General features: G+C 46.8%; 21 protein-coding genes. 12 read left to right on the top strand and 9 right to left on the bottom strand.

All coding sequences use genetic code 11. From position 1 onward, the window contains the following. Positions 1–151 precede the first annotated feature (151 nt). From putB to putR, 4 genes are all read left to right on the top strand, one after another. A complete protein-coding gene (putB, locus tag LNN34_RS14620; RefSeq protein WP_081638229.1) occupies positions 152–1,063 on the top strand; it encodes a proline dehydrogenase PutB in 912 nt (303 codons plus the stop codon). A gap of 16 nt (positions 1,064–1,079) precedes the next feature. Next, complete coding sequence (pruA, locus tag LNN34_RS14615; protein ID WP_044161972.1) at positions 1,080–2,627, top strand: L-glutamate gamma-semialdehyde dehydrogenase; 1,548 nt, start codon at positions 1,080–1,082, stop codon at positions 2,625–2,627. A 91-nt stretch (positions 2,628–2,718) separates the two neighbouring features. Next, positions 2,719–4,173, top strand: a complete 1,455-nt coding sequence (gene putP / locus LNN34_RS14610; protein ID WP_416378574.1) for a sodium/proline symporter PutP — start codon at positions 2,719–2,721, stop codon at positions 4,171–4,173. Positions 4,174–4,326: 153 nt separating this feature from the next. Further along, the gene (gene putR / locus LNN34_RS14605) at positions 4,327–5,562 is read left to right on the top strand and encodes a proline utilization transcriptional regulator PutR (protein WP_010332961.1); all 1,236 of its coding nucleotides are present in this window, start codon (positions 4,327–4,329) and stop codon (positions 5,560–5,562) included. Between the two features lie 37 nt (positions 5,563–5,599). Here the strand turns inward: putR and LNN34_RS14600 are convergent, their stop codons facing one another. After that, entirely contained in the window at positions 5,600–6,451 is an 852-nt protein-coding gene (locus LNN34_RS14600; RefSeq protein ID WP_185848309.1) for a TIGR03943 family putative permease subunit, read from the bottom strand. A gap of 4 nt (positions 6,452–6,455) precedes the next feature. Then, positions 6,456–7,340, bottom strand: coding sequence for a permease (locus LNN34_RS14595; protein WP_216395027.1), 885 nt, complete (start codon positions 7,338–7,340; stop codon positions 6,456–6,458). Positions 7,341–7,626: 286 nt separating this feature from the next. Here LNN34_RS14595 and LNN34_RS14590 point away from each other — a divergent pair, with 286 nt between their 5' ends. After that, complete coding sequence (locus LNN34_RS14590; protein WP_229043707.1) at positions 7,627–8,637, top strand: NAD(P)/FAD-dependent oxidoreductase; 1,011 nt, start codon at positions 7,627–7,629, stop codon at positions 8,635–8,637. Between the two features lie 28 nt (positions 8,638–8,665). Here the strand turns inward: LNN34_RS14590 and cobA are convergent, their stop codons facing one another. The 5 genes from cobA to nirB all read right to left on the bottom strand — a co-directional run bounded on the left by cobA (position 8,666) and on the right by nirB (position 17,524). Beyond that, positions 8,666–10,117 (bottom strand): uroporphyrinogen-III C-methyltransferase, encoded by a 1,452-nt coding sequence (cobA, locus tag LNN34_RS14585; RefSeq protein ID WP_229043706.1) that lies wholly within the window; start codon positions 10,115–10,117, stop codon positions 8,666–8,668. Positions 10,118–10,176: 59 nt separating this feature from the next. Next, positions 10,177–10,497: a nitrite reductase small subunit NirD gene (gene nirD, locus LNN34_RS14580; RefSeq protein ID WP_024120163.1), complete on the bottom strand. Its 321-nt coding sequence runs from the start codon at positions 10,495–10,497 to the stop codon at positions 10,177–10,179. A 31-nt stretch (positions 10,498–10,528) separates the two neighbouring features. Continuing rightward, complete coding sequence (gene nasD / locus LNN34_RS14575) at positions 10,529–12,946, bottom strand: NADPH-nitrite reductase (protein WP_229043705.1); 2,418 nt, start codon at positions 12,944–12,946, stop codon at positions 10,529–10,531. 120 nt (positions 12,947–13,066) lie between these two features. After that, positions 13,067–15,199 carry an assimilatory nitrate reductase catalytic subunit NasC gene (gene nasC / locus LNN34_RS14570; protein ID WP_229043704.1) on the bottom strand — a complete coding sequence of 711 codons (2,133 nt, stop codon included), beginning with the start codon at positions 15,197–15,199 and terminating at the stop codon, positions 13,067–13,069. Between the two features lie 6 nt (positions 15,200–15,205). After that, entirely contained in the window at positions 15,206–17,524 is a 2,319-nt protein-coding gene (gene nirB, locus LNN34_RS14565) for a nitrite reductase large subunit NirB (protein ID WP_229043703.1), read from the bottom strand. Between the two features lie 181 nt (positions 17,525–17,705). On the opposite strand from nirB, the gene LNN34_RS14560 reads away from it, so the two are divergent. From LNN34_RS14560 to zinU, 6 genes are all read left to right on the top strand, one after another. Next, complete coding sequence (locus tag LNN34_RS14560) at positions 17,706–18,911, top strand: MFS transporter (protein WP_044161947.1); 1,206 nt, start codon at positions 17,706–17,708, stop codon at positions 18,909–18,911. A 129-nt stretch (positions 18,912–19,040) separates the two neighbouring features. Beyond that, positions 19,041–19,955: a GTP cyclohydrolase FolE2 gene (gene folE2, locus LNN34_RS14555; RefSeq protein ID WP_229043702.1), complete on the top strand. Its 915-nt coding sequence runs from the start codon at positions 19,041–19,043 to the stop codon at positions 19,953–19,955. Next, positions 19,952–20,539: a L,D-transpeptidase gene (locus tag LNN34_RS14550; protein WP_229043701.1), complete on the top strand. Its 588-nt coding sequence runs from the start codon at positions 19,952–19,954 to the stop codon at positions 20,537–20,539. The genes folE2 and LNN34_RS14550 overlap by 4 nt, the downstream gene beginning before the upstream one ends. Positions 20,540–20,623: 84 nt before the next feature. Continuing rightward, the gene (locus LNN34_RS14545; RefSeq protein WP_229043700.1) at positions 20,624–20,779 is read left to right on the top strand and encodes an FAD/NAD(P)-binding protein; all 156 of its coding nucleotides are present in this window, start codon (positions 20,624–20,626) and stop codon (positions 20,777–20,779) included. Between the two features lie 118 nt (positions 20,780–20,897). Next, positions 20,898–21,656 carry an NAD(P)-binding domain-containing protein gene (locus LNN34_RS14540; RefSeq protein ID WP_229043699.1) on the top strand — a complete coding sequence of 253 codons (759 nt, stop codon included), beginning with the start codon at positions 20,898–20,900 and terminating at the stop codon, positions 21,654–21,656. Between the two features lie 130 nt (positions 21,657–21,786). Next, complete coding sequence (gene zinU, locus LNN34_RS14535) at positions 21,787–22,980, top strand: zinc metallochaperone ZinU (RefSeq protein WP_059353080.1); 1,194 nt, start codon at positions 21,787–21,789, stop codon at positions 22,978–22,980. 46 nt (positions 22,981–23,026) lie between these two features. Here zinU and LNN34_RS14530 read toward each other — a convergent pair whose 3' ends face one another. Together LNN34_RS14530 and LNN34_RS14525 are read right to left on the bottom strand one after the other, a co-directional pair. After that, entirely contained in the window at positions 23,027–23,707 is a 681-nt protein-coding gene (locus LNN34_RS14530; RefSeq protein ID WP_229043698.1) for an amino acid ABC transporter permease, read from the bottom strand. Positions 23,708–23,716: 9 nt separating this feature from the next. Then, entirely contained in the window at positions 23,717–24,580 is an 864-nt protein-coding gene (locus LNN34_RS14525) for a transporter substrate-binding domain-containing protein (RefSeq protein ID WP_229043697.1), read from the bottom strand. 167 nt (positions 24,581–24,747) lie between these two features. Here LNN34_RS14525 and LNN34_RS14520 point away from each other — a divergent pair, with 167 nt between their 5' ends. Further along, a complete protein-coding gene (locus tag LNN34_RS14520; RefSeq protein WP_101863958.1) occupies positions 24,748–25,884 on the top strand; it encodes a zinc-dependent alcohol dehydrogenase in 1,137 nt (378 codons plus the stop codon). Position 25,885: the final 1 nt, after the last annotated feature.

Genomic DNA, 25,885 nt, shown 5'->3' with positions numbered 1-25,885 from the left:
AAGTCCCCCGACTTTCTAACTATCTGATTGTGAGAAACCCACAAAAATAATCAGAATCTTTGTATTTTGAGAATATTGTGAACGGTGGTTTTGTCCATTTACAATAAACTCATACAAATACTTCTTAGATTGCGGGGTGTTGAGGTTGGAAGTGATCACAAGAGATTTTTTCTTATTTTTATCCAAAAGCGGCTTTCTCAATAAGATGGCGAGAAACTGGGGAAGCCGGGTGGCAGCGGGTAAAATTATCGGCGGGAATGATTTTAATAGTTCAATCCCGACAATTCGACAGCTTAACAGCCAAGGCTTGTCAGTTACTGTCGATCATTTAGGCGAGTTTGTGAACAGCGCCGAGGTCGCAAGGGAACGCACGGAAGAATGCATCCAAACCATTGAGACCATTGCGGATCAGCAGCTGAACTCACACGTTTCTTTAAAGATGACGTCTTTAGGTCTCGATATAGATATGGATCTGGTGTATGAAAATATGACGAAAATCGTCCAGACGGCCGAGAAGCATAAAGTCATGGTCACCATAGACATGGAAGACGAGGTCAGATGCCAGAAAACGCTTGATATTTTCAAGGATTTCAGAAGGAAATACGAGTATGTAAGCACGGTGTTACAGGCCTATCTGTACCGGACGGAAAACGATATTGACGATTTGGATTCTTTGAAACCGTTCCTTCGTCTTGTAAAAGGAGCATATAAGGAATCAGAGAAAGTGGCTTTTCCGGAAAAAAGCGATGTCGATGAGAACTACAAAAAAATCATCCGAAAGCAGCTCTTAAATGGTCACTACACAGCGATTGCGACACATGACGATAAAATGATCGATTATACAAAGCAGCTTGCCAGGGAAAACGGCATTTCCAATGACATGTTTGAATTCCAGATGCTGTACGGCATGCGGTCGCAAACCCAGCTCAGCCTCGTAAAAGAAGGTTATAACATGAGAGTCTACCTGCCTTACGGAGAGGATTGGTACGGCTACTTTATGAGACGCCTGGCAGAACGTCCGTCAAACATTGCATTTGCTTTCAAAGGAATGACGAAGAAGTAAAAAAGGAGAGATTACAATGACAACACCTTACAAACATGAACCATTCACAAATTTCCAAGACCAAAACAACGTAGAAGCGTTTAAAAAAGCGCTTGCGACAGTAAACGAATATTTAGGAAAAGACTATCCGCTTGTCATCAACGGTGAAAGAGTGGAAACAGAAGCGAAGATCGTTTCCATTAACCCGGCTAATAAAGAAGAGGTAGTCGGCAGAGTCTCAAAAGCTTCTCAAGAGCACGCTGAGCAAGCAATTGAAGCTGCGGCTAAAGCCTTTGAAGAGTGGAGATACACGTCTCCGGAAGAAAGAGCGGCTGTCCTGTTCCGCGCGGCTGCCAAAGTCCGCAACAGAAAGCATGAATTCTCCGCTTTGCTCGTGAAAGAAGCAGGGAAGCCTTGGAACGAGGCTGATGCCGATACGGCTGAAGCGATTGACTTCATGGAATATTATGCACGCCAAATGATTGAACTGGCAAAAGGAAAACCGGTCAACAGCCGTGAAGGCGAGAAAAACCAATATGTATACACGCCGACTGGCGTAACAGTCGTTATTCCGCCTTGGAACTTCTTGTTCGCGATTATGGCGGGAACAACAGTAGCACCGATCGTTACCGGTAACACAGTTGTTCTTAAACCTGCGAGCGCAACGCCTGTCATTGCTGCGAAATTCGTTGAGGTTCTTGAAGAATCCGGTCTGCCAAAAGGCGTTGTCAACTTTGTTCCTGGAAGCGGAGCGGAAGTCGGTGACTACCTTGTTGATCATCCAAAAACAAGCCTTATCACGTTTACAGGATCAAGAGAAGTCGGTACGAGAATCTTCGAACGTGCGGCAAAAGTTCAGCCAGGCCAGCAGCACTTAAAACGTGTTATCGCTGAAATGGGCGGTAAGGATACAGTTGTAGTGGATGAGGATGCTGACATTGAATTGGCGGCTCAATCCATCTTTACATCTGCATTCGGCTTTGCGGGCCAAAAATGTTCTGCGGGTTCACGTGCTGTTGTCCATGAAAAAGTGTATGATCAAGTATTAGAGCGCGTTATTGAAATTACAGAATCTAAAGTAACGGCTAGCCCTGACAGCGCAGATGTTTACATGGGACCTGTCATTGACCAGGGTTCTTATGATAAAATTATGAGTTATATTGAGATCGGAAAAGAGGAAGGCCGATTAGTAAGCGGCGGCACTGGTGATGATTCAAAAGGATTCTTCATCAAACCGACGATCTTCGCTGACCTTGAACCGAAAGCAAGACTCATGCAGGAAGAAATTTTCGGGCCTGTTGTCGCTTTCTCTAAAGTATCAAGCTTTGATGAAGCATTAGAAGTGGCCAACAATACTGAGTACGGTTTAACGGGAGCGGTGATCACAAACAACCGCAAGCACATTGAGCGTGCAAAACAAGAATTCCATGTTGGAAATCTGTACTTTAACCGCAACTGTACAGGAGCCATCGTCGGCTACCATCCGTTCGGCGGCTTCAAAATGTCCGGCACAGATTCAAAAGCCGGCGGTCCTGATTACCTGGCACTGCACATGCAGGCAAAAACAATCAGTGAAATGTTCTAAAGCGGGACTAAATGGGCATCCTCCCTGCGGGGGTGTCCATTTCATCCATATACTATAAAAAAGAGGAGGAAGTGCCATAGAAAACACACAGCTGATTATTTCAATTTGTATTTATATGGCGGGGATGCTGCTGATCGGCTACTTTGCCTACAAACGTACGTCAAACCTGACGGATTACATGCTGGGAGGACGTTCCTTAGGTCCGGCTGTAACCGCTCTCAGTGCGGGAGCTGCCGATATGAGCGGCTGGCTGCTGATGGGGCTTCCGGGCGCCATGTTTTCAACTGGACTAAGCGGCGTTTGGATTGTGTTCGGGCTTTGCCTTGGAGCATGGGCAAACTGGCTCTACGTCGCGCCGCGGCTGAGAACATATACAGAAAAAGCGGGGAATTCGATTACGATTCCCGGATTCCTTGAAAATCGTTTCGGAGATCAAACAAAGCTCCTCAGACTGTTTTCAGGAATTGTCATTTTAGTCTTTTTCACATTTTATGTATCTTCCGGAATGGTGTCCGGCGGCGTCTTGTTCAACAGCATCCTGGGGATGAATTATCACACCGGCTTGTGGATTGTGACTGGTGTTGTTGTCGCGTACACCCTGTTTGGGGGCTTTCTGGCTGTCAGCTGGACAGATTTTGTTCAGGGGATCATTATGTTTGCAGCACTTATTCTCGTGCCTATCGTTACGTTTTTCCACACCGGGGGAATAGGTGATACAACTGCTGAGATCCGCTCTGTGGACCCTGATATGTTTAATATTTTTAAAGGAACCAGTGTTCTTGGCATCATTTCATTGTTTGCCTGGGGCTTGGGCTACTTCGGCCAGCCGCATATCATTGTGCGCTTTATGGCGATTACGTCTGTCAAAGAGATCAAAAGAGCGCGCAGAATCGGAATGGGATGGATGATTCTTTCGGCGGTCGGCGCAGTGCTGACAGGTTTGGGCGGAATCGCTTATTACCATCAGCGGGGCATGACATTGAAGGACCCGGAGACGATTTTTATTCAATTAGGAAACATTTTGTTCCACCCAATTATCACAGGTTTTCTGATTTCTGCGATTTTAGCGGCCATCATGAGTACGATTTCTTCCCAGCTGCTTGTCACATCAAGCTCTTTGGTAGAAGATTTGTATAAGTCGATGTTCCGGCGCTCAGCTTCTGATAAAGAACTGGTGTTTTTAGGGCGTCTGGCTGTGCTGGCTGTTTCAATTGTCGCGTTAGTTCTGGCATGGGAGAAAAACAATACCATCCTTGGATTGGTCAGCTACGCGTGGGCGGGCTTCGGTGCATCTTTTGGACCAGTTGTACTGCTCAGTTTATTTTGGAAACGAATGACCAAATGGGGGGCACTCGCCGGCATGATTGTAGGGGCAGCGACTGTAATCATTTGGGCGAATGCCGGTCTTTCGGGCTTTCTGTATGAAATCATACCTGGTTTTGCTGCGAGTCTATTATCTGTCTATATCGTCAGCGTATTGACGCAGGCTCCGTCACAAGATGTGACAGACCAGTTTAAAGACTACCAAGATACGATGTCACAATAAAGATCGAAAGGAGGAGGAAGGGGATATCCCTTTTTCCTCTTTTCTCCTTTTAAGACCGCTGTTTTTTCTTTTGGAAACAAACGTATTTTTTTCTATACAAAAAGACCCCGTATGGATATGATTAAAGTAAAAAAAGTATAGGAGAAAAAAGGTATGGAAGAGCTTTTAGAGAGAGTTTTTTCATTTTCAGATGTTGATAAGCTGATTGACTTTATCAGCTATGAACTGCAAAAACCAGTGATACTGGAAAGCGCGGATTTCTTTTTGTTAGCCTACAATTCTTACTATATTAACCATTTTGATTCTGCGAACCAGCAGACTATTTTTTCAAAAAAGTGTCCGGTTCAGATTTTTGAGAGGTTTTTGAAGGACGGGATCATTGAAAAGCTGAAAACAGAACCTGAGCCTTTTCGCGTCAATAAAATTGAGAGCATTGGGTTAAATCAGAGAGTAGTCGTGAGTGCGAAGCATAAAGGGGAAGTCATGGGCTACATCTGGATTCAGGAACTGGATCGTGATCTGACAGACGAAGAGCTCGATTTTTTGTACGAGACCTCCTTCCATGTCGGAAAAATTATTTATAAAGCGAACAAGCTGAAACAGGAAAAGGAAGAAAGAGCTGAGGACCTCATCAAACGGGCTATCTATCAGCAATTTATTTCTGAAAAGGAGCTCAGGCGCGAAGCTGAGAGAATCAACACCGTGCTGCCTTCTGTGTTTTCAGTTGTCATCCTGCACGCCGCGAATGGGGATGGGGAAGCGGTGGAAGATTTAAAGGAAAATATCAGGTCTTACCTGAATTTGCGGGATAAAGTCAGTCATGTCTTAACGATAGAATCCAATATTGTCATCGTCGTAGCGAGTTTTTCCCAAAAAAGCTCCGCCTCCTCAGCAGCTGCTGAATTCATTAACAAGCTGTTAACACATTTTCACTTTCAAAAAATTCCTACCCCTATCTATATCGGTATCGGAAACGAATATGACCACATCTTAAAACTTGGCAAAAGTTATACAGAAGCATTGGAAGTCATTAAAGCCGCAGAAATAACCGGTAACCAGGAAAACATTCCATATGAATATGAGAAGCTCGGTATTTATCGTTATTTAGAAAGCATTGAACAGAAAAATGACTTTTTGGAATACGAGAATAAGGATTTGGCTTTACTAAAAGCGAAAGACCAAGAAAGCAGCACCGAGCTGCTGAAGACGCTGGAAATCTATCTCCTCAACAACTGCAAAACAAAACCAGCCGCAGAACAGCTGTTTATTCACCAAAACACATTAAATTACCGCATCAAGCAGATTCTTGAAATGACATCCATCGATTTAAGCGATTTCAGAACGCGATGCCAGCTCTATCTTGATTTGATGCTGATGAAAAAGAAATAAAAAAAGAAACCAGTACTTGTACTGGTTTCGTCTTCAATTAAAATCCTCTGTAAACATACGGATCATCAGGTTTTTTAATGGTGTTCCAGTCCGTCACTTTCACGACAGGGAGGGTGGATTTGAATGGCTGATAGTATTCTGAGGACAAAGTGCCTTTGATATGAATCCATTCATCATCCTTAATATCCATGTCCTTCGGAAATTCCACAAGCATCCCGTAAACGCCGGAATCAGCGATACAGTGAATAATGCCAAACCGCAATACGAAAAGCTGGTTTTTGTTAATCGCGTTTCCTTTATACGCAAATCCATGAAATTCAATCGTACGGCCGAGAAATTCACCCGGATAGTTATAAATGGTTTCCATACCCTTTAAGAAATCATCATCGGTCAGAGAAATCTCTTTTTTACCAGAATATTTTTTATACAGCTGTTTCATCTGCTTGTCATAGCTGTCTTGCGCATAATAAAGGCTGGCATCAGGCCGCAGATACTGGGTTTGGGAGTAGTGATCTCCGCTTTCCATGGCCTTAAACGAGAATCCTTTCGTTTTGACGATGGATGAGTCAAGCGTCGCAATCGGAAAAAAGATGCCTGACACCAAAGGGAAAATAAAAACAAGATAAATAAAATACCGCTGATAAAATGGTTTGTTTTGTTCATGGTCATGATCATGGCCGCAGCCGCAATCATCGTCATGATGATGCCCGCCTTTTTCAGGCGATTTGATAAATAAATACGCTTGAACAGCTGTCAAAATGGCCAGCAGGAAGATCGCAATAAAGGACAGATAGGCATATTTCATATTGATATATTTTGTTAGATTTCCTGAGGTGTGCAGATGATAAAAGAAAAACGTAAATCCCATCAGCACCAATAGACGAAACATCCAATCACCCCTTTACAAGTAGTGATCCCGCTAAGACGATCACGACAATATACGTAATCAGCAGGAAAACAAATCGTTTTTTGAAGGCCGCGAGCATCATCAAGAGATTCTTAATATCAACCATCGCACCGAAGACGAGAAAGGCGATGAGCGAGCCTAAAGAAAATGTGCTGCTGAAGGAAGACGCAATAAATGCATCCACTTCTGAACAAAGCGACAAGACAAACGCCAGGCCCATCATCACGAGGGAAGATGATACATCATTCTGTCCGATCGCAAGCAGAGTGGATGTTTTGACGTACGTCTGCATCGCAGCTGCGATAAAGGCGCCGATGATTAAATATTTCCCCACGGAGAAAAATTCATCAATGGCGTGACGCAAGGTCCCTCCCAGCTTTTGCAGCAGGGTGTGGTGATGATGATGGCGATGCCCGGGTTCATTAGGCTTTAAAAGCTGGTTATCCTTAAATTGATAGGATAAGATGATGCCGATGATCACCGAAACGGCCAGCGCCAGCCCGCCCCGGTAAAAGACAACGCTCCATCTATTCCCGAATGCAATATACGTAGAAAACAAAACAATGGGATTGATGATAGGAGCAGTCAGCATAAAAGCAACGCCTGCATGAAGAGGAACCCCTTTTAGCAGAAGCCGCCTCGTAATCGGGATAATGCCGCATTCGCAGGCGGGAAATAAGATGCCGGCAAGCGCACCAAATAAGACTGCGAGAAACCGGTTTTTCGGCATGATCCTTGCAATCATTTCTTCAGAAACAAACATTTGAATGATTCCGGACAGAATGACGCCAATCAGAATAAACGGAATGGCTTCTATTAAAATACTGATAAAAATAGAATTCAGCTGAAGAAAAGACGATTGTGCTGTCACAATAAAACCTCCGCTCATGGTAAGCTGCCTCTGATTATATCACGAAAAAAGGCACTGATTGTTTGACGGAAGAGGAGGAAGGATCGTTTCACCTTGTTTAGGATTCTAAGAAATCCAGTGGTGAACTGCGGCACCTTTGCGGCAAACATCATGCGCGGGAATTATTATTCAGGGCCGGCAAAATGGTTGAACACGGACTCTGGAAATATGATATACTTTGTATTGATATTCATTCTCAATTAAATGATATAACGTTAATGATAGATTGGAACGGGAGGCAGGACGGATGGCTGAAAATCAAGAGGTGTATGACGTCACGATTATAGGCGGGGGACCGATCGGGCTGTTTACGGCTTTTTACTGCGGCATGCGGGAGCTGAAAACGAAAGTGATCGAGTTTTTGCCGCGGCTCGGGGGAAAGGTGTCTTTATTTTTCCCTGAGAAAATCATTCGCGATATTGGCGGGATACCGGGGATTGCCGGGGAGCAGCTGATCGAACAGCTGAAGGAGCAGGCGGCGACGTTTGACCCTGATATTGTGCTGAATCAGCGAGTGACCGGATTTGAGCGTCTGGATGACGGAACCATGGTGCTGACTAGCTCTGAGGGGGAGAAGCACTATACAAGAACCGTTATTTTGGCTGTCGGAATGGGCACGCTGGAGGTCAATGAGTTTGACAGCCAGGATGCAAGCCGATATGCAGGAAAAAATCTTCATTATAAAGTGGAGAAGCTTGATGCGTTTAGAGGCAAACGGGTTGTGATTTCTGGCGGGGGAGATACTGCGGTCGATTGGGCTAATGAGCTGGAACCGATTGCGGCGTCTGTTACTGTCGTGCACCGCAGGGAGGAATTCGGCGGACTGGAAAGCAGCGTGACGAAAATGAAGCAGTCATCTGTGCGGGTGCTTACTCCTTATCGGCTGGAACATCTCAGCGGCACTGAAGAACGCATCGAAAGCGTCACCGTTTGTCATACTGAGTCTGGACATACCGAGGAAATCGAGCTTGATGAGCTCATTATTAATCACGGGTTTAAAATTGATCTCGGCCCGATGAAGGATTGGGGTCTCGAGATTGAAGAAGGCCGGATTAAAGCTGACAGACATATGCGGACGAATCTTCCGGGCGTGTTTGTTGCGGGGGACGCGGCGTATTATGAAAGCAAGCTCAGATTGATTGCCGGCGGTTTTACGGAAGGCCCGACTGCCGTCAACAGTGCGAAATCTTATCTGGACCCTCAGGCGGAAAATATGGCGATGTATTCCACCCACCACAAAAAATTGGTTCATAAATAAAAAAGCCCTTTGGAAAAGGGCTGTATCATCAGCTGTGGAGGAGCTTTTTCTCCACTTGCTCATTTTGTATAAACGCAAATAATTGCTCTTGGTCTTGTACGGCAGTAAACCCATATGCAGCGGCGGCCGCGCCATCGCCTATACAGATGACAGGGGGGCGGCTTGCTGACGGTTCTGGTGAAATGCCGATTTCTTCTCCTGCGCTGATCAATTGCTGAGCGGACTGCTTGCCGGGGCAAATGATCATGTGCAGAGGAGACTCACTGATCGTCCGTTCGGTCATTCTGGTGAATCGCTCATCTATGACGTTTTCATGGGTGATATAGCACAAACAGGACTCTGATTTCTGCATTTCTTCTACTGAATGACGGCTGCCGACAATCAGCTTTTTAGGTGAATTGTGATGGTGCTCGGATATGATGAAGCCGCGTTTTATAAGCTCTGCCTTTCCTGCTTCTGACGCTGCACTCAGGCGTGCGGTCAGCTGGCGAATGTCGATTCGTTTGGACGCGAGCGCTTGAAAAAATTCGCTAACCGCACGGCGTGATGTGAAGAAAATATCCTCAAAGGTGCTGATCTGTCCTAGAATATCCTCGTTGGCAGGCATTTTTTCAGTACGCCATTTTGGCCATTCGATGACATCGGCACCATAATCGCGCAGCTTGTCTGCCAGCGTATGCTCATCTTCGCCATGAGTGACTATCATCATATGCTGCCCGATGAATGGTTTGCTTTCAAACCAGCTGTGTGTTTGAACGTTTACAATATCACCGATGACGATAATGGCGGGATTTGTGATTTGCTGTTCCTGTATTTTTTGATGGATATCCTGCAGCGTTCCTTTTACGCTCCGCTGGCGGCCCCACGTTCCCCATTGAATCACGATGACAGGGAAAGAAGGAGATTTTCCGTACGCGATGAGCTGCTGGCAAATAAATGGAAGGTTTTTGACACCCATGTAAAACACAAGCGTTTGAACGCTTCGGGCAAGCCCTTCCCAGTCAAGGTTCGGCTTTCCTTTTAAGGATTTATCATGTGCGGTAATCATGGCGAAAGACGAAGCGAAATCCCGGTGCGTGACGGGGATTCCCGCATACAGCGGCGCTGCGATTCCCGAGGTGATGCCCGGCACCATTTCATAGCGGATGCCATGCTGGTGGAGAGCGTCTGCTTCCTCGCCGACTCTGCCAAACACGCTGGGATCTCCGCCCTTTAAACGGACAACGGTTAATCCCTCCGACGCTTTTTCAATCAGCAGGGCATTGATCTCTGCTTGTTTCATAAAATGGCGGTCCGGCAGTTTTCCGCAATAAATGAACTGGCAGTCTGGTGATGCGTATTCGAGCAGCTTAGGGTTTGCGAGCCGGTCATACAAAATGACATCCGCTTCCTCCAGCGCCTGTTTTCCTTTTATGGTGATGAGCCCTGGATCTCCAGGTCCGGCGCCCACAAAATATACGATTCCGTTTTTCATGATCATGTCATCCTTCCGTCACTGTAAAAAATGAAGGATCACTTTGAAAGTGATCCGGTCTTTGATCAATATACAAGATAAACGTATTCTCCTTCGATCAGCGTTTCGTATGTTTTGACACAGCCGTGATCCGGCTCTTGAACGATTCCGTCTTCCAAGGAGATTTTCCAGTCGTGCATCGGACAGAAGACATATTCGCCGCTGACGATACCTTCTGCAAGGACGCCGCCCTTATGGGGACAGCGGTTTTCAATGGCGCGGATGCTCCCGTTTGAAAGCTTAAAGACCGCAAGCTCCTTATCTTCAATATACACTGTTTTTCCTAATTGTTCAGGCAATTCTTCGATTTTTCCGATACATACTTTTGTGACGTCTTTGTTCACCATGTCCATTCCTCCTCAATGTTTGTTTCTGTCATTATGATGTGGTCACGACATTTTCAAATAATTCTTTAGAGGTTTGTTTATCTTCCAGGAAGTCCTTCCACGGATCTTTGTGGACAGAGAGCGTTTCATTCATTCGGTCGTTCAGCTCCTGCCGTTTTTCCGGATCGTTTAAAATATCTTGGACATGGGATAAACCGACGCGCTCCAGCCATGCGGACGTGCGTTCTAAGTAGTTTGCGGTTTCCCGGTAGTATTGAAGATAAGCGCCTGCGTATTCCAAGACTTCTTCATTTGTTTTCACCTTCATCAGCAAGTCGCCGGCACGCAGATGGGTTCCGCCGTTTCCGCCGACGTAAAGCTCCCAGCCTCCGTCGATGCCGACAACGCCAAGATCTTTAATGCCGGACTCTGCACAGTTTCGCGGACAGGCAGATACGGCCATTTTCACTTTATGAGGCGTGTTGAGTCCTTCAAATTTTTTCTCAAGGTCGATGCCTAAGGCCATGGAGTCTTGTGTGCCGAAGCGGCAGAATTGTTCGCCTACACATGTTTTTACCGTGCGGAGTGTTTTTCCGTACGCGTAGCCTGACGGCATATCAAGATCGGCCCATACCTTTGGCAGGTCTTCTTTTTTCACGCCGATCAAGTCAATTCGCTGGCCGCCTGTCATTTTGACGAGCGGGATCTCGTATTTGTCGACGACATCAGCGATTTTGCGAAGATCTTGAGAGTTGGTTACACCGCCGTACATCCGCGGTACGACAGAGTAGGTTCCGTCTTTTTGAATATTGGCGTGCATCCGTTCATTAACAAAGCGGGATGTTCTCTCATCCTCATATTTGGACGGATTGATCATGCCTAAATAGTAGTTCAGAGCCGGACGGCATTTGGAACAGCCTTCTGGCGTTTTCCAGCCGAGCACGTTCATGACTTCTCTTGTATGTGACAGCCCTTTGGCTTTGATTTCTTCGACAACCTCGTCTCTCGACAATGAGGTGCAGCCGCAAATCGCTTCTTTTTGGGCTGATGCGTCAAAGTCTGATCCCAGCGTATATTGAAGGATGTCTTCTACGAGCGGCTTACAGCCTCCGCATGAGCGGGACGCGCCGGTGCAAGCTTTGATTTCATCTGTTGATGAACAGCCCTGTTCCTGGATGGCTTGAATAATTGCTCCTTTTGACACGCCGTTACAGCCGCAGATGATTTCATCATTGCTCATGGCAGCGGTCAGACTTGTGCCGGCTTCTTGGTTGAGAGGCTGTAAAATTGAGATTTTAGAGGTTTCAGAGATATCTGCTTCTTTTTGAATCATCGAAAACAGGCGGTTGCCCTCACTGCTGTCGCCGAATAAAACGGCTCCGACAATCTGATTGCCTCGCAGCACGACTTTCTTATAAATGCCATCCTGTTCATCAAAGACCTTAATCGCTTTTTTCTCGTCTGATTCGTTAAAGTCACCGGCAGAAAAGACCTCGACTCCTGATACTTTGAGTTGAGTGGAGAGAACGGAGCCTTCATAAGGTTTCGTTTCAACACCGCAGATATGTTTAGCGAGAACTTTCGCCTGTTCATAGAGCGGCGCCACGAGTCCGTATGCGATTCCTCGGTGCTCGGCGCATTCACCGACCGCATAAACGTGCGGAATTTCAGTTTGCATATAATCGTTGACAATGATGCCGCGGTTGACTGGAATTCCGCTTTCGGCCCCAAGCGCTGTATTTGGGCGGATGCCGACGGCCATGACGACTAAATCGGCTTCAACGCTTGTGCCGTCTTTGAACCTGACGCCCTCGACCCGGTCATCTCCGAGAATTTCTTCTGTTTGCTTTTCAAGCAGAAAGGTCATTCCTTGTTTTTCTAATTCGTTTTGCAGCAGGCGTCCGGCCGTTGCGTCAAGCTGGCGTTCCATCAGGAAGGGAGCGAGATGGATAACGGAAACTTCCATACCGAGATTCAGCAGGCCGCGCGCAGCTTCTAAGCCAAGCAAGCCCCCGCCAATGACGGCTGCTTTTTTATATTGTTTTGACGCAGCGAGCATCGTGTCTGTATCTTTTATGTCCCGGAAAGCTGTGACGCCTTTTTTGTCTGCGCCCGGAATCGGCAGGATAAAAGGGACAGAACCCGTAGCCAGGATCAGTTCATCATAAGGCTGTATTCTGTCTGCATCGGTGATGACCGTTTTGTTTTCGGTGTCCACTTTAATAACTGTTTCATTGGTATACAATTGTATATTGTTTTCTTCGTACCAGTTCCAATCGTTTAACGTAATATCTTTGATATCTGTATCGCCTTGCAGCACTTTTGACAAAAGGATTCGGTTGTAGTTGGGATGCGGTTCGGAACCAAAAATTGTGATTTGAAATGCGTCTTTTGAAACATTCAGTATCTCTTCAATGGCCCTTACCCCGGCCATTCCATTACCAACAAGAACTAGCTGTTTTTTTCCCATCAGATGATCCGCTCCTTATCAATGTTTTTTCCAGCGTAGCACAGCAAAAAGAAATATTTAAGATGCATGTTATAAAATGTAACAAAAAATACGAAAATTTCTAAAAATTTTATGAAAATTTTAAATAGGTCTGACTCGGACGGCGCATACCTTAAAACCGGGCATTTTACACGCTGGATCTAGGCTGTCGCCAATCAAATCATTTACGTTTTGGGCATCCGCCCAGTGGATGGGAACAAATACTGTGTCTTTTCTGATGTGTTCTGACCATTTGCTGCGGACGGTGATGCTTCCGCGAGGAGATTCGATGTTCACGAGAACGCGGTCTTCGATATTGTAGGCTGCTGCTGTTTTCGGATGGATTTCCATAAATGATTCAAAATGTCTTGCGGCCAAAGAGGCGCTTTTTCTTGTTTGGACACCTGTTAAATAATGAGACATGACCCTTCCGGTCGTTAAAAACAACGGATATTCGGCAGTCGGCTTATCTTTTGGAACAACGGGTTCGTTTGAGATCACACTTAATGCCGCTTTTTGATCCGGATGTGCAAATGAGTCCTCAAATAAGCGCCCGGTTCCGGGATGATCAGGCTCCGGACACGGCCAGTGAATCCCGCCTTCTTGTCTGAGCCTGTCGTATGTGATGCCGGAATAATCGGCGATTCCGCCGCGGCTTGCTTCTCTCAATTCGTTAAAGATATCCTTCGCAGACGTGTAGGAAAAATAACGGCCTTTTCCGAGAACGGACGCGATTTCGCAAATGATCTGCCAATCATGCTTTGCTTCTCCCGGGCAGGGGCGGCTCGCTTCCCTCAATGTCACGCGGCCTTCGACATTAGTCATCGTGCCTTCGTCTTCTAAGTAAGAGGATGCGGGCAAAATGACATCGGCGAATTTCGCAGTTTCAGATAGAAACAAGTCGATCGCAACAAAGAATGTCAGTTTCGACAGCGCCTGTTTGACAAGGTTGGCATTTGGGCTGGAGACTGCTGGATTGGAACACATTAGAAACAGTCCTTTAATGTCTCCATCATTGATTTTTTCCATCATTTCATAGGCTGAGACGCCTTTTCGCGGGAGCTCATCCGGATTGACTCCCCACACTTTTGCAATATAAGACCGATGTTCTTCGTTTTCGATGGAACGGTAGCCGGGAAGCTGATCTGCTTTTTGGCCATGCTCTCGGGCGCCTTGCCCATTGCCCTGTCCGGTGATCGCTCCGTAGCCCGAGTAAGGCTTGCCGATTTTTCCTGTGATCAGCACCACATTTAAGAAGCCTTTCACAGCCGCGGTTCCATCGGTTTGCTGTTCGATCCCGCGGGCTGTAAACAGCATGCCGGACGTTTCCTTGGCAAACTTCATAGCGGCCTTTCGCATTTGCTCTAAAGGAACACTTGTCTGCTCGGCGATGTCTTCCAGATTTAAAGCGCCGGTATGCTGTTTGAGCTCATCAAATCCGTTTGTGCGCGTGCGAATAAAATCTTCGTTTGCGAGCTGTTCGTCGATGATGATTTTGACGAGACCGTTGGCAAGAGCGGCGTCTGTGCCGGGTTTGATTTTCATATGAAGATCGGCGATTTTTGTCGTCGCTGTTTCACGGGGATCAATGGCAATGATGTAAGCTCCGTTTTCTTTCGCTTTTTCAAAATACGGCATAATCGTAGGCTGGCATTCCGCAATATTGGTGCCGGCCAGAATGATCACACGGGTGTGGGGAATGTCTGATAAGGGATTCGTTAAGCCTCTGTCTGCTCCGAATGTTTGGTTGGCTCCGGTTGCTGCGGCGGACATACATAGCCGGCCGTTGTAATCGATGTATTTTGTCTGTAAGCCGACTCGTGCGAACTTTCCTAATAGATATGCCTCTTCATTCGTAATCGAGGCGCTTCCGTAGACAGCCATCGCATCATGACCGTGTTTGTCTTGGATCAGGGTGACTTGCTCTTTTATGTAGTTCAGTGCTTCAGCCCAAGTAACAGGCACAAACTCATCGTTTTTTTTGAGCAGCGGCCGGGTGATGCGGGAGGAGTGCAGGGCATGCTGGTGGGCGTTCATCCCTTTCATGCATAAACGGCCTTGTGTCGTGGGATTGTCGATGGCGATGGCTGTATACTTTTTCCGTGTGACGACGGTTTGTTCCACAAGCTGCATTTTGCATTGCATGCTGCAAAACGGACATTGGGTGTCGTATGTTTTTTCAGATTGGACGTCTTGCTGTTTTTCGCGGAAATATCTAAGCAGTCGCTCAGTCAAAATGCCTCATCCTTTCTTAAGTGCGCCAGCCTGTATAGGCTGATTTTGTATCAATGACAGGTCTGTTTGAAGGTTTTCCAGCAGCTGCGTCCGCAAATCCTGTTCAAATAATACCTCTCTGATATGAATGATGCCCAGGCGGTCAATCCACTGATGAACCGCTTCTGCGTAGTGAGCCGTTTCGCGATAATATTGAAGAAGGCCTTTCATCATAATGGCAGTATTTTCTTCGCTATCCGTCACACAAAACAGCATTCCGGCACGGGCATGCCCACCCCGGATGCCGCCAGTGTAAATGTCCCAGCCCTCTTGTGTTCGAATGGCGCCGATATCCTGTATAGCTGCGGCGGTGCAGTCTTTTTCACACGACAAGCTGATGGATATGTGATCGGGCATGGAAAGCATGTCAGTATGTCTTTCGATATGGCTTGCCAGCTTTTGAATAGAGCGATCTTCCCCGCACGTACATGCTATGACACTTTGCAGCGAGCGGCGGTGCTGATGAGAGAAAGCCGCCATGTGCAGTTCTTTTCTGATGTTTGCAAGGTCATTCGGACGGATTCCGGAAAGCTTCATCCTCTGGCCGTGAGTTATTGAAACATTGGGGATGCCGTATGTCTCGATGATGTTTGCGATGTTTCTGAGTTCCTTCGCATTTGTCAGCCCGCCGTACATTTGCGGAATGAGGGTGCATGTATCCTCGGGCGATGTTTCAAGAGACTGGATATAGCCAGGCTGCAGCAATTCCATGTAATAGTGAAGCGCCGGAACACAAACGCGGCAGCCGTTTTTCGTTTTCCAGCCAAGCTGATTCATTGCCTCAGCAGGATCAGGGAAATGACATCGGTGCAGTTCGGCGATGACTTCATCTTCCGTCAAATCAGTGCAGCCGCAAAACGAAGGCTGGCCGGCTGGTTCTGTATATTCGCTGCTGGCCATGTATTTCAGAAGGTCTTCAACGAGCGGCTTGCAGCCTCCGCAAGAGCCGGATGCTTTTGTGCACTGCTTCACTTCTTCGACCGTTGTTAAGCCTTTCGTGTGCACCGCTTCTTCAATCAAACCTTTTGTCACCGAGTTGCATTGGCAAATGGGTTCAGCGGGAGGCATGGATGCAAATGATATGCCGCTTTGATCCGGTTCGATCAGCTGCTTTTTGACAATGGAAATGTCTCTTTGTTTGAGCAGGCTGTCGAGAAGCCTCTGTTTATCACGTGTGTCTCCGAATAAAATCACACCAGCCAGTTTGTCGTTCTCAAAGAGGACTTTTTTGTAGCAGCCGGCATGTTCATCATGAAGCTTAATGCTCGTCGTGCCTGCGTCTTCGTGCACCTTTCCTGCCGACCACACATCAATTCCCGCTATTTTTAAGGCTGCAGATTGGGCAGAGCCATGATACCCTTCACAGGGAACGCCGCAGATGTGTTGTGCGAGGACTTTTCCTTGTTCATAAAGAGGCGCGACCAATCCGTATACCATTCCGTTGTGCTCGGCGCATTCCCCGACGGCATACACATTCGGTTTGCTCGTCTGCATGAATTGATTCACGATGAAGCCGCGGTTTGCCGCGATTCCTGCTGATGCAGCCAATTGGATATTGGGTCTTACACCAGCCGCCATCACAATCAAGTCTGCTTTTATCGAAGAGCCGTCGCTAAACCGGATACCATCTGCCCGTGAGCCTCCTGTAATGGATGCTGTGTCTTTCTCTAAAAGAAAGGTTAAGCCTTTTCGTTCCAGCTCAGACTGAAGCAGACGAGAGGCTGTTTGATCGAGCTGTTTTTGCATAATGCTGGGAGAGTGGTGAATGACGCTGACATCCATGCCCAGATGCCGCAGGCCGACAGCCGCCTCAAGGCCTAATAAGCCGGCGCCGATGACCGCTGCTTTTTGATAACGTTCCGCCATGCTGATAAAAGCTTGGCAGTCTTCTATTGTCCGAAAGCCGTAAACACCTTCTTTGTCTGTCCCGGGTATGGGGAGAATATGAGGGGAGGAGCCTGTTGCCAGAATCAATTTGTCGTAGGACAGGCTGCGTTTTTGATCTGTGATGACTTGCTGCAAGTCTGTGTTGATTTGAACGACTGTTTCTTCTGTGTAAAGTGTTATGTCTTGCTTGGCGTACCATTCACTGCTGTTCAGCACAATGTCATTGAGCGATGCCTCCCCCTGTAAAACGGAGGATAAGAGAATGCGATTATAGTTGGGATGCGGTTCGCTGCCGAAAATGACAATCTGAAACATGTCACGATGAAGCTTTAATATTTCTTCAATACAGCGAATTCCGGCCATTCCGTTCCCTGCTACAATTAATCTTTGTTTCTTCATTTGCCAGACCTCCTTTGCCTCAGCCTGTAAGTTTTTCTCCTATCAAAAATTATGGCACAATGCTCAGTTAACGCATTAAACGTGTCACATTAGCTTACACATGTCTTTTCCGAAAAAATAAGGTCATATATTCTTGATTCAGAAAATTGAAATTTTTATAGGGTCAAGAAAGGGGAATGTTATGAAGCTGTCGGAACTGAAAACAAGCGGTCACCCGTCCACTTTGCTCTGCTCGTTTTTATACTTTGATGTAAGTTTTATGATATGGGTTATGCTTGGGGCGCTCGGTGTTTATATTTCTCAGGATTTTGGCCTGTCTCCCTTTGAAAAAGGGCTTATCGTGGCTGTGCCGATTTTATCGGGATCTGTGTTTCGGATCATATTAGGCGTGTTAACGGACAGAATCGGGCCGAAAAAAACAGCTGTGACCGGAATGCTGGTGACGATGATCCCGCTGCTCTGGGGAACTTTTGGCGGCCGTACGCTGACTGAGCTTTACGGGATCGGCATCCTGCTTGGCGTAGCCGGCGCGAGCTTTGCTGTTGCGCTTCCTATGGCAAGCCGGTGGTATCCGCCTCATTTGCAGGGACTGGCGATGGGGATAGCGGGTGCGGGTAACAGCGGCACCTTGTTTGCGACACTGTTTGGCCCCCGTCTTGCAGAGCAGTTCGGCTGGCACAGCGTGATGGGAATTGCGCTTCTTCCTCTGATCATCGTCTTTATTCTATTTGTTTTCATGGCGAAGAATTCTCCTGAACAACCGGCGCCGCAGCCGCTCAAAAACTACTTGCAGGTGTTCGGACAGAAGGAAACGTGGTTTTTCTGTCTGCTGTACAGCGTCACTTTTGGAGGATTTGTCGGGCTGTCCAGCTTTTTGGCGATATTCTTCGTCGATCAATACCAGCTGTCAAAAATTCACGCGGGAGATTTCGTCACATTATGTGTAGCAGCGGGCAGTTTTTTCCGGCCTGTAGGGGGCTGGATTTCCGATCGAGTCGGGGGCACGAAGGTTCTTTCTGTTCTGTTTGTCATCGTGGCTCTTTGCATGGCCGGAGTCAGCAGTCTGCCGTCTCTTTCGATGGTTATCATCCTTTTATTTGTCGGAATGATGGGACTCGGAATGGGCAACGGAGCAGTGTTTCAGCTCGTCCCGCAGCGCTTCCGGAAAGAAATTGGAATGGTGACGGGGATCGTCGGCGCAGCAGGAGGCATCGGAGGGTTCTTTCTGCCAAACATTTTAGGGTCATTAAAACAGATGACAGGCACATATGCCATCGGATTTATCACGTTTTCCTGTATCGCATTGCTGGCGTTTGTGCTTGTGATTGCCGCAGGATATTACTGGAGAAAAAGCTGGAGCGCGGAAAGCAGCCCGGCGGATGTTTGATGTTTGAATGGGAGACACGCGATTTAGCGTGTCTTTTTTTGCTGTTTTCAACTTTCTCTTGATTTTAACTCGTGAACCGATCAGAATAAATAGTAATTATTACGATTTGAAACGGAAGGAGTTTTCTGATTGGAACAACACATTCTGCTCCCGGAAAAAACGGAGCGTCTTCAATATTTTGGGTCGGTCAGTCCCGTGAAAGGGCAAAAGCCTGTGGAAAAGGAGAACATGAAGGATCTACAGAATATCAGAAAAGACTATTTTTTTGATATTCAGCAAGTAGGTGTCACCAATGTGTCTCACCCGGTCACTGTTGCCTCAGCGATGAAGCCTTGTCAGCAAACGACAGCAGCGAATTTTACCATGACCGCCAGCCTGCAGCGGAATCAGAAAGGCATCAATATGAGCCGATTAACAGAGCAGCTCCAACGCTATCATCAAAACGGCTGGATTCTCACATTTTCTTCTCTTCAGCAATTTACGAAAGAGCTTGCAGAAAACATGGATCAAATCTCAGCTTCCGTCGAAGTGCGGTTTCCGTGGTATTTCGAAAGAAAGAGTCCGATGCTTGGGAAAGCGGGGCTGATGCATGCTGAGATGCTGATGTCTGTCACTTATCACGAAGATCAGCCGTTTAAACAGCGGGCCGGTATCTCAGCGAAAGTAACGACTCTTTGCCCTTGCTCCAAGGAAATCAGTGAATACAGCGCCCACAATCAGAGAGGAACGGTCAGCATTTTGGCCGATATTCATCCAACGGCACTGCTCCCAGTCGATGTAAAAGCCGATTTGCTTCACGTTGCAGAATCAAATGCCAGCGCGAGACTGCACCCGGTGCTAAAGCGGCCGGATGAAAAAGCCGTAACGGAAACCGCATATGAAAATCCCAGATTTGTTGAGGATCTGGCCCGTCTCATTGCCGCAGATTTATATGAGCTTGAATGGGTGTCGGCCTTTGATATTGAATGCAGAAATGAAGAATCGATTCATCTGCACGATGCCTATGCGAAGCTTAGGTTTTCGAAACAGGAAGAATGTCTATGAAACTGTCATTCTTATTAATTGCTGTTTTTGCGCCGGCAATTCTGCTGTCAGCCTGCTCTTATCATGCGGACGAGAAAGCGGGATCTCAAATAAAGAAAATAGACAAACACATAACGGCTGCGCCAAAAATGGAGAAAACAAGCATTGATTGGACAAAGCCTTCCGGCGGAGAATACCCCGATATCAAGCAGCTGAAAAATGTCTGGATTGATGTAGACGTAAAACAGCAGAAGGCTTACATCAAAGCCGGAAGCAAAACCATCTATACGATGATCGTTTCATCAGGACTCGATCAAACCCATGATGATTCCACACCGAAAGGCACATTTCATATCGAGCCTGAACGGGGAGAATGGTTTTTCTCTGAAGGATATCAGGAAGGGGCGGAATACTGGGTCTCATGGAAAAATCATGGAGAATTTCTTTTTCACAGCGTACCCATGACAAAGGACAAAAAAGTCATTGAAAAGGAAGCAAAAAAATTAGGGGCAAAAGCATCCCATGGCTGTATCAGACTATCCATTCCAGATGCGAAATGGATATACGAAAACATACCTGAACACACAAAAGTTGTGATCAGCTGAATAGAAAGCAGTTGACAAAAAGGAAAAAAGAACATACGATTTAAATCGTAATAATTACGTTTTGTGCGGAAAGGAGTTACTCCTATGTATAAATGGCTTATCATCGGCGGCGGAATTCAAGGGTTGACCTTGGCTGTGCATCTGGTGAAGAGCGGAAAGGTGCCTATCCAGGATCTTGCGGTCATTGATCCTCATAGCCCCTTGACTGCTGGAAGCGAAATACGGCCCGCATTCGGATGAATGATTTACGCTCTCCATCGGTCCATCACATGGATACCGAGCCGTTCAGCCTGCAATATTCTTCGTGAGGTATAAGCGCCCCTCTTTATCGCTTTTTAATCAGCATTGTGAAACTGTATTGGATGAGATACATATTGATCAGGCGTGGAAGACAGGCATGGTGACGGACTTGAGAAGAAAAAACGGATTGTGGGAAGTGAGGACAAATGCCTCCGAAACAATCAAAGGCGAAAGAGTTGTACGAGCCATGAGTTTTTCACAACAGCCTTGCTGGCCGGAGTGGGAACAGCCATTTCAGAATGACGGCATTTATCATGTGTTTGACAGGGATGTGCAAGGGTTAAGACAGGAAGACGTTAAAGCGGCAGTTGTGGGCGGAGGGATCACGGCGGCTCATTACGCCATCAAGCTCTCAGATGACGGGCACAACGTGACGATGTTCGCGAGGCATCCATTCCGCACCTATGATTTTGACAGTGATCCAGGCTGGCTTGGCCCGAAGTATATGAAAAGATTCAGCAAAACGCCAGACTGCCAAAAGAGAAGGCAATGGATCACAAACGCCAGACATCGCGGCTCCTTCCCAAAGGACATCTCAAGAAAGCTTGCTGTTTATAGAGAAGAGGGCAGGATAAAGGTCATTCAGGATGAAGTGATGTCATGTCAAAAAACAGCTGACGGCCGGCTGCACATACAGCTGAAGAAAAATGAATCGTCATACACATTCGAACATATCGCGCTGGCAACAGGCTTTGCCTCTGACATCAGCCGATTCGAGGGGTTCAAAAAGCAGCGCAAGCAGAGCAATTGCCTTTTGCCGGCTGCGGCTTTCCGATTGTCGGCATGGATTTGCAATGGGGGAACGGGTTATACGTGATGGGTGCCTTTGCGGAACTTGAAATCGGGCCGAAAGCGAGAAATATTTCCGGGGCGCGAAAAGCGGCAATCACTATTACACATACGTCATTTAAATCGTAATGATTCTATTTTGAGAGGATATGATCACAATGAAAAAAATTCCGGTTACTGTACTAAGCGGCTATCTTGGCGCGGGAAAAACAACACTGCTCAACAGCATTTTGCAAAATCGCGAAGGCTTAAAAATAGCCGTTATTGTAAATGACATGAGCGAGGTAAACATTGACGCAGGGCTGGTCAAGCAGGAAGGCGGGCTTTCCAGAACAGATGAAAAGCTAGTGGAAATGTCAAACGGCTGCATTTGCTGCACACTTCGCGAGGATTTGTTAGTCGAAGTGGAGAAGCTGGCAAAAGACGGACGGTTTGATTATATCGTCATCGAATCGACGGGAATCAGCGAACCGATCCCTGTGGCCCAGACATTTTCTTATATTGACGAAGAGCTGGGAATCGATCTCACCAAGTTTTGTGAGTTAGATACGATGGTGACAGTGGTCGATGCGAACCGTTTTTGGCATGACTATCAGTCGGGTGACAGCCTTCTGGACCGCAAAGAAGCACTTGGGGAAGAAGACGAAAGAGAAATTGCTGACCTTTTAATCGATCAAATTGAGTTTTGCGATGTTCTGATCTTAAATAAATGTGATTTAGTCAGCGAGCAAGAGCTTGAACAGCTTGAGAAAGTCCTTCGCACCCTGCAGCCAAGGGCTACATTCATTCGTGCTGTCAAAGGGAACGTCAAGCCGCAGGAGATTTTACATACGGGGCTATTTAACTTCGAGGAAGCGAGCGGATCTGCCGGCTGGATAAGAGAGCTGACGGCAGGCCATGCAGCCCATACGCCGGAAACCGAGGAATACGGCATTTCTTCATTTGTTTATAAAAGACGGCTGCCGTTTCACTCAACGCGCTTTTATCAATGGATGGATCAAATGCCTAAAAATGTTGTCCGCGCCAAAGGAATCGTCTGGTGCGCATCGCATAACAGCCTCGCTCTTCTGATGTCCCAAGCCGGCCCGTCCGTAACCATTGAGCCGGTATCCTATTGGGTGGCGGCGATGCCGAAGCTTGAGCAGGAGCAAATCAAACAGCAGGAGCCGGAAATATTAGAGGATTGGGACCCGGAATTCGGCGACCGTCTGACGCAGCTGGTGTTTATCGGAACAGACTTGGATGAAGACGCCATTACGAAGGAGCTGGATCAATGTTTGCTGACTGAATATGAGTTTGATTCCGATTGGTCGCTGTTTGAAGATCCATTTAAATGGAAGCTGAATCAATAGGAAAAAGCCGTCTCCTGCGGAGCGGCTTTTTTAATGAAACGTTTGTTTAAAGATAATGCGCGTATTTCTTCTCAAGGATATTCTGAAATGCCGCCGCAACGGAGCAGATGGCCCAATAAATGAGTGCGGTCAGAATATACATGGTCATGTAATCAAACTCTCGGCCCCCGATAATTTTCGCATGCTGGAGCAATTCCGGCACTGTAATCATCGCGGCGAGCGAGGATGCCTTGATCAAATCGAGCAATACATTGGCGAGCGGAGGCAGCGCAATGCGGATCGATTGCGGCAAAATGATACCCCTCATCGTCTGCCAATAGGAAAGACCGAGCGAGGATGCGGCTTCCCACTGTCCTTTTTCAACGGATGAAATGGCTGAACGGTTAATTTCCGCAATATAAGCGGCGCTGTTGAGGCTAAAGCCGATCAAGGCGGCCGTAACGGCAGAAAATTCAATGCCGATATAAGGGAATCCAAAATAAAGGATAAACAGGATCACCAACATCGGAACGCCGCGCATAAAAGAAATGTAGAGACGCGCCGGCCATCTCAGCAGGGCAGTCTTAGACATTCTGGCGAGCGATATAAACAGACCGATTACCGTTCCCGCAAACATGCTGACAAAAGAAATAAGCAACGTGTACCCTATACCCTTTATGACATAAGGAAACGATTCAATCGCCAGCTGTGTGTTGAAAATATATTCCCACTGAATGCTGTACATCATGGCGTCTGATTACAGGTCAACGTCTTGAACGTCGACATCCAGTTTCTTTGATACATCCGCTTTATTAAAGAATTGTTTCGACAGCTTTGTCAAAGTGCCGTCCTTGCTCATCTTTTTCAGCGTCTCGTTCATTTGTTTCTGAAGCTCAGTATTGCTTTTTTTCATGACAAGCGCCTGTTCATTCGGCATGTACTTGATGTCAGGATGGATCGTTATGTTAAGATCCGGGAATGCCGCGAGTGCCAGTGTCTGCAGGTAATAGTCGTTTAAGATGACATCAGTGCGGCCGTTGGCAACATCTTTTAAATACTGCTCGTTTGTCGCGTTATCATAAATGACTTCTTGTGCGCCGTATTTTCTGGCAACGTCCATATAGACAGTTGTCGCTGCGCCAGCCGCTTTTTTCCCTTTTAAATCTTTCAGTGTTTTAATCCCTGATAAATCATCTTTTCGGACAATTGCTGTGCCATATGAATATTTATAAGGAGAAGAAAACGTGAACTTCTTCTCGCGGTCCTTTGTCACATCTATATCATTGGCGGCAGCGTCAACCTGGCCGCTGTTCACCGCTGTCAGCATCCCGTCGATGCCCATTTCCTTGAACTCGACTTTGAGTCCGAGACGTTTAGCCGCTTCTCGAACAACTTCAACCTCATAGCCTGTCAGTTGATCCTTGCCTGAATCGATATCATGATAGGACGTAGGATAAAGTGTACCGGACGTAGCAACGACGATTTTTCCTTTTTCTTTGATCTGCTCCCAGCCTGTATCCTTGGAATCGGCTTCATTTTTGCCGGAACAGGCTGCCAATATAAGAAAGAAAGCCATTGTGAAACTGAATATAACGGCTTTGGATTGCTTGAATGATTTCACCTATGTTTCCCCCAATCTGTTAATCAACTAAAAAGATAGCATTGAACATAAGGGGTTGCAATATGTTGATGGCGTTTTCAAAAAGTTCGAATTGTGTATACAAATGTAGCTGCGAGTTTAAAAGCAGCCGGGAAGGGAAGGAGTCATAAAAAAGGAGTTGGCCAAGGATGAAAGCACTGACATACCAAGGGAAAGAGCATGTGGAAGTGAAAGAGGTTGAAGCTCCCCGGATTCAGGATGCAAGAGATGCTATTATCCGCATTACGGCAACAGGTATTTGCGGCTCTGATCTTCATTTGTATAAAAACGGGATTCCGGCTGCGCCGGATTATATTATCGGACATGAACCGATGGGAATAGTTGAAGAGACCGGAAGCGAGGTTCAATCACTAAAAAAAGGCGATCGTGTCGTGATTCCGTTTAACATTGGGTGCGGCGAATGCTTTTATTGCAAGCATCAAATGGAGAGCCAGTGTGACGAATCAAATCCAAACCCGCATACCGATGCCGGCGGTTTATTTGGTTTCTCTAAAGATAACGGCAATTTTCCCGGAGGACAGGCTGAATACTTGCGGGTGCCGTTTGCTGATTTTTCATCCTTCAAAGTTCCTGCCGACAGTGAGCTTAAGGATGAACAGGTCTTGTTTCTATCCGACGTGATGCCGACAGCATATTGGAGCGTGGAGCACAGCGGAGTGAAAAAAGGCGATACCGTCTTGATTCTGGGAGCGGGGCCGATTGGATTAATGGCGCAAAAATTCGCTTGGATGAAGGGAGCGAAACGCGTCATCTCCGTGGATCAAGTTCCTCATCGCCTGGAGCATGCAAAACGGACAAACAGCGTGGAAACGTTCAACTTTACAGAACATGATGAGATCGGGAAGCTTCTTTATGATGAAACGGACGGCGGAGCGGATGTCGTTATTGATTGTGTCGGAATGGACGGGACCCCGCTGTCGAAAGAAAAAGCGTCTGAAAAGCCGAACCAATTCGGAACCATCAGCCCGATTCTCACCGCGTCTGAAGCAGTCAGAAAGTTCGGCACAGTTCAGCTGACAGGGGCATATATTTCTCAAGCGGACGGTTTTCCGCTCGGCGATTTCTTCACCCGCAATGTCTCTGTCAAAATGGGACAGGCACCCGTCATTCATCTGATGCCGATGCTGTATCAAATGGTTGAGCAGCAAGAAATTGATCCTACTGATATCATTACGCACAAATTAAGTCTTGCTGATGCCCCTAGAGCATATGATATATTCGATAAGAAAGAAGACGGCAACATCAAAGTCATATTGAAACCATAAT

The sequence above is a fragment of the Bacillus sp. AF23 genome (assembly GCF_020861455.1).
Taxonomy (GTDB): domain Bacteria; phylum Bacillota; class Bacilli; order Bacillales; family Bacillaceae; genus Bacillus; species Bacillus halotolerans.
This window is presented reverse-complemented; position numbering and strand designations above follow the sequence as displayed.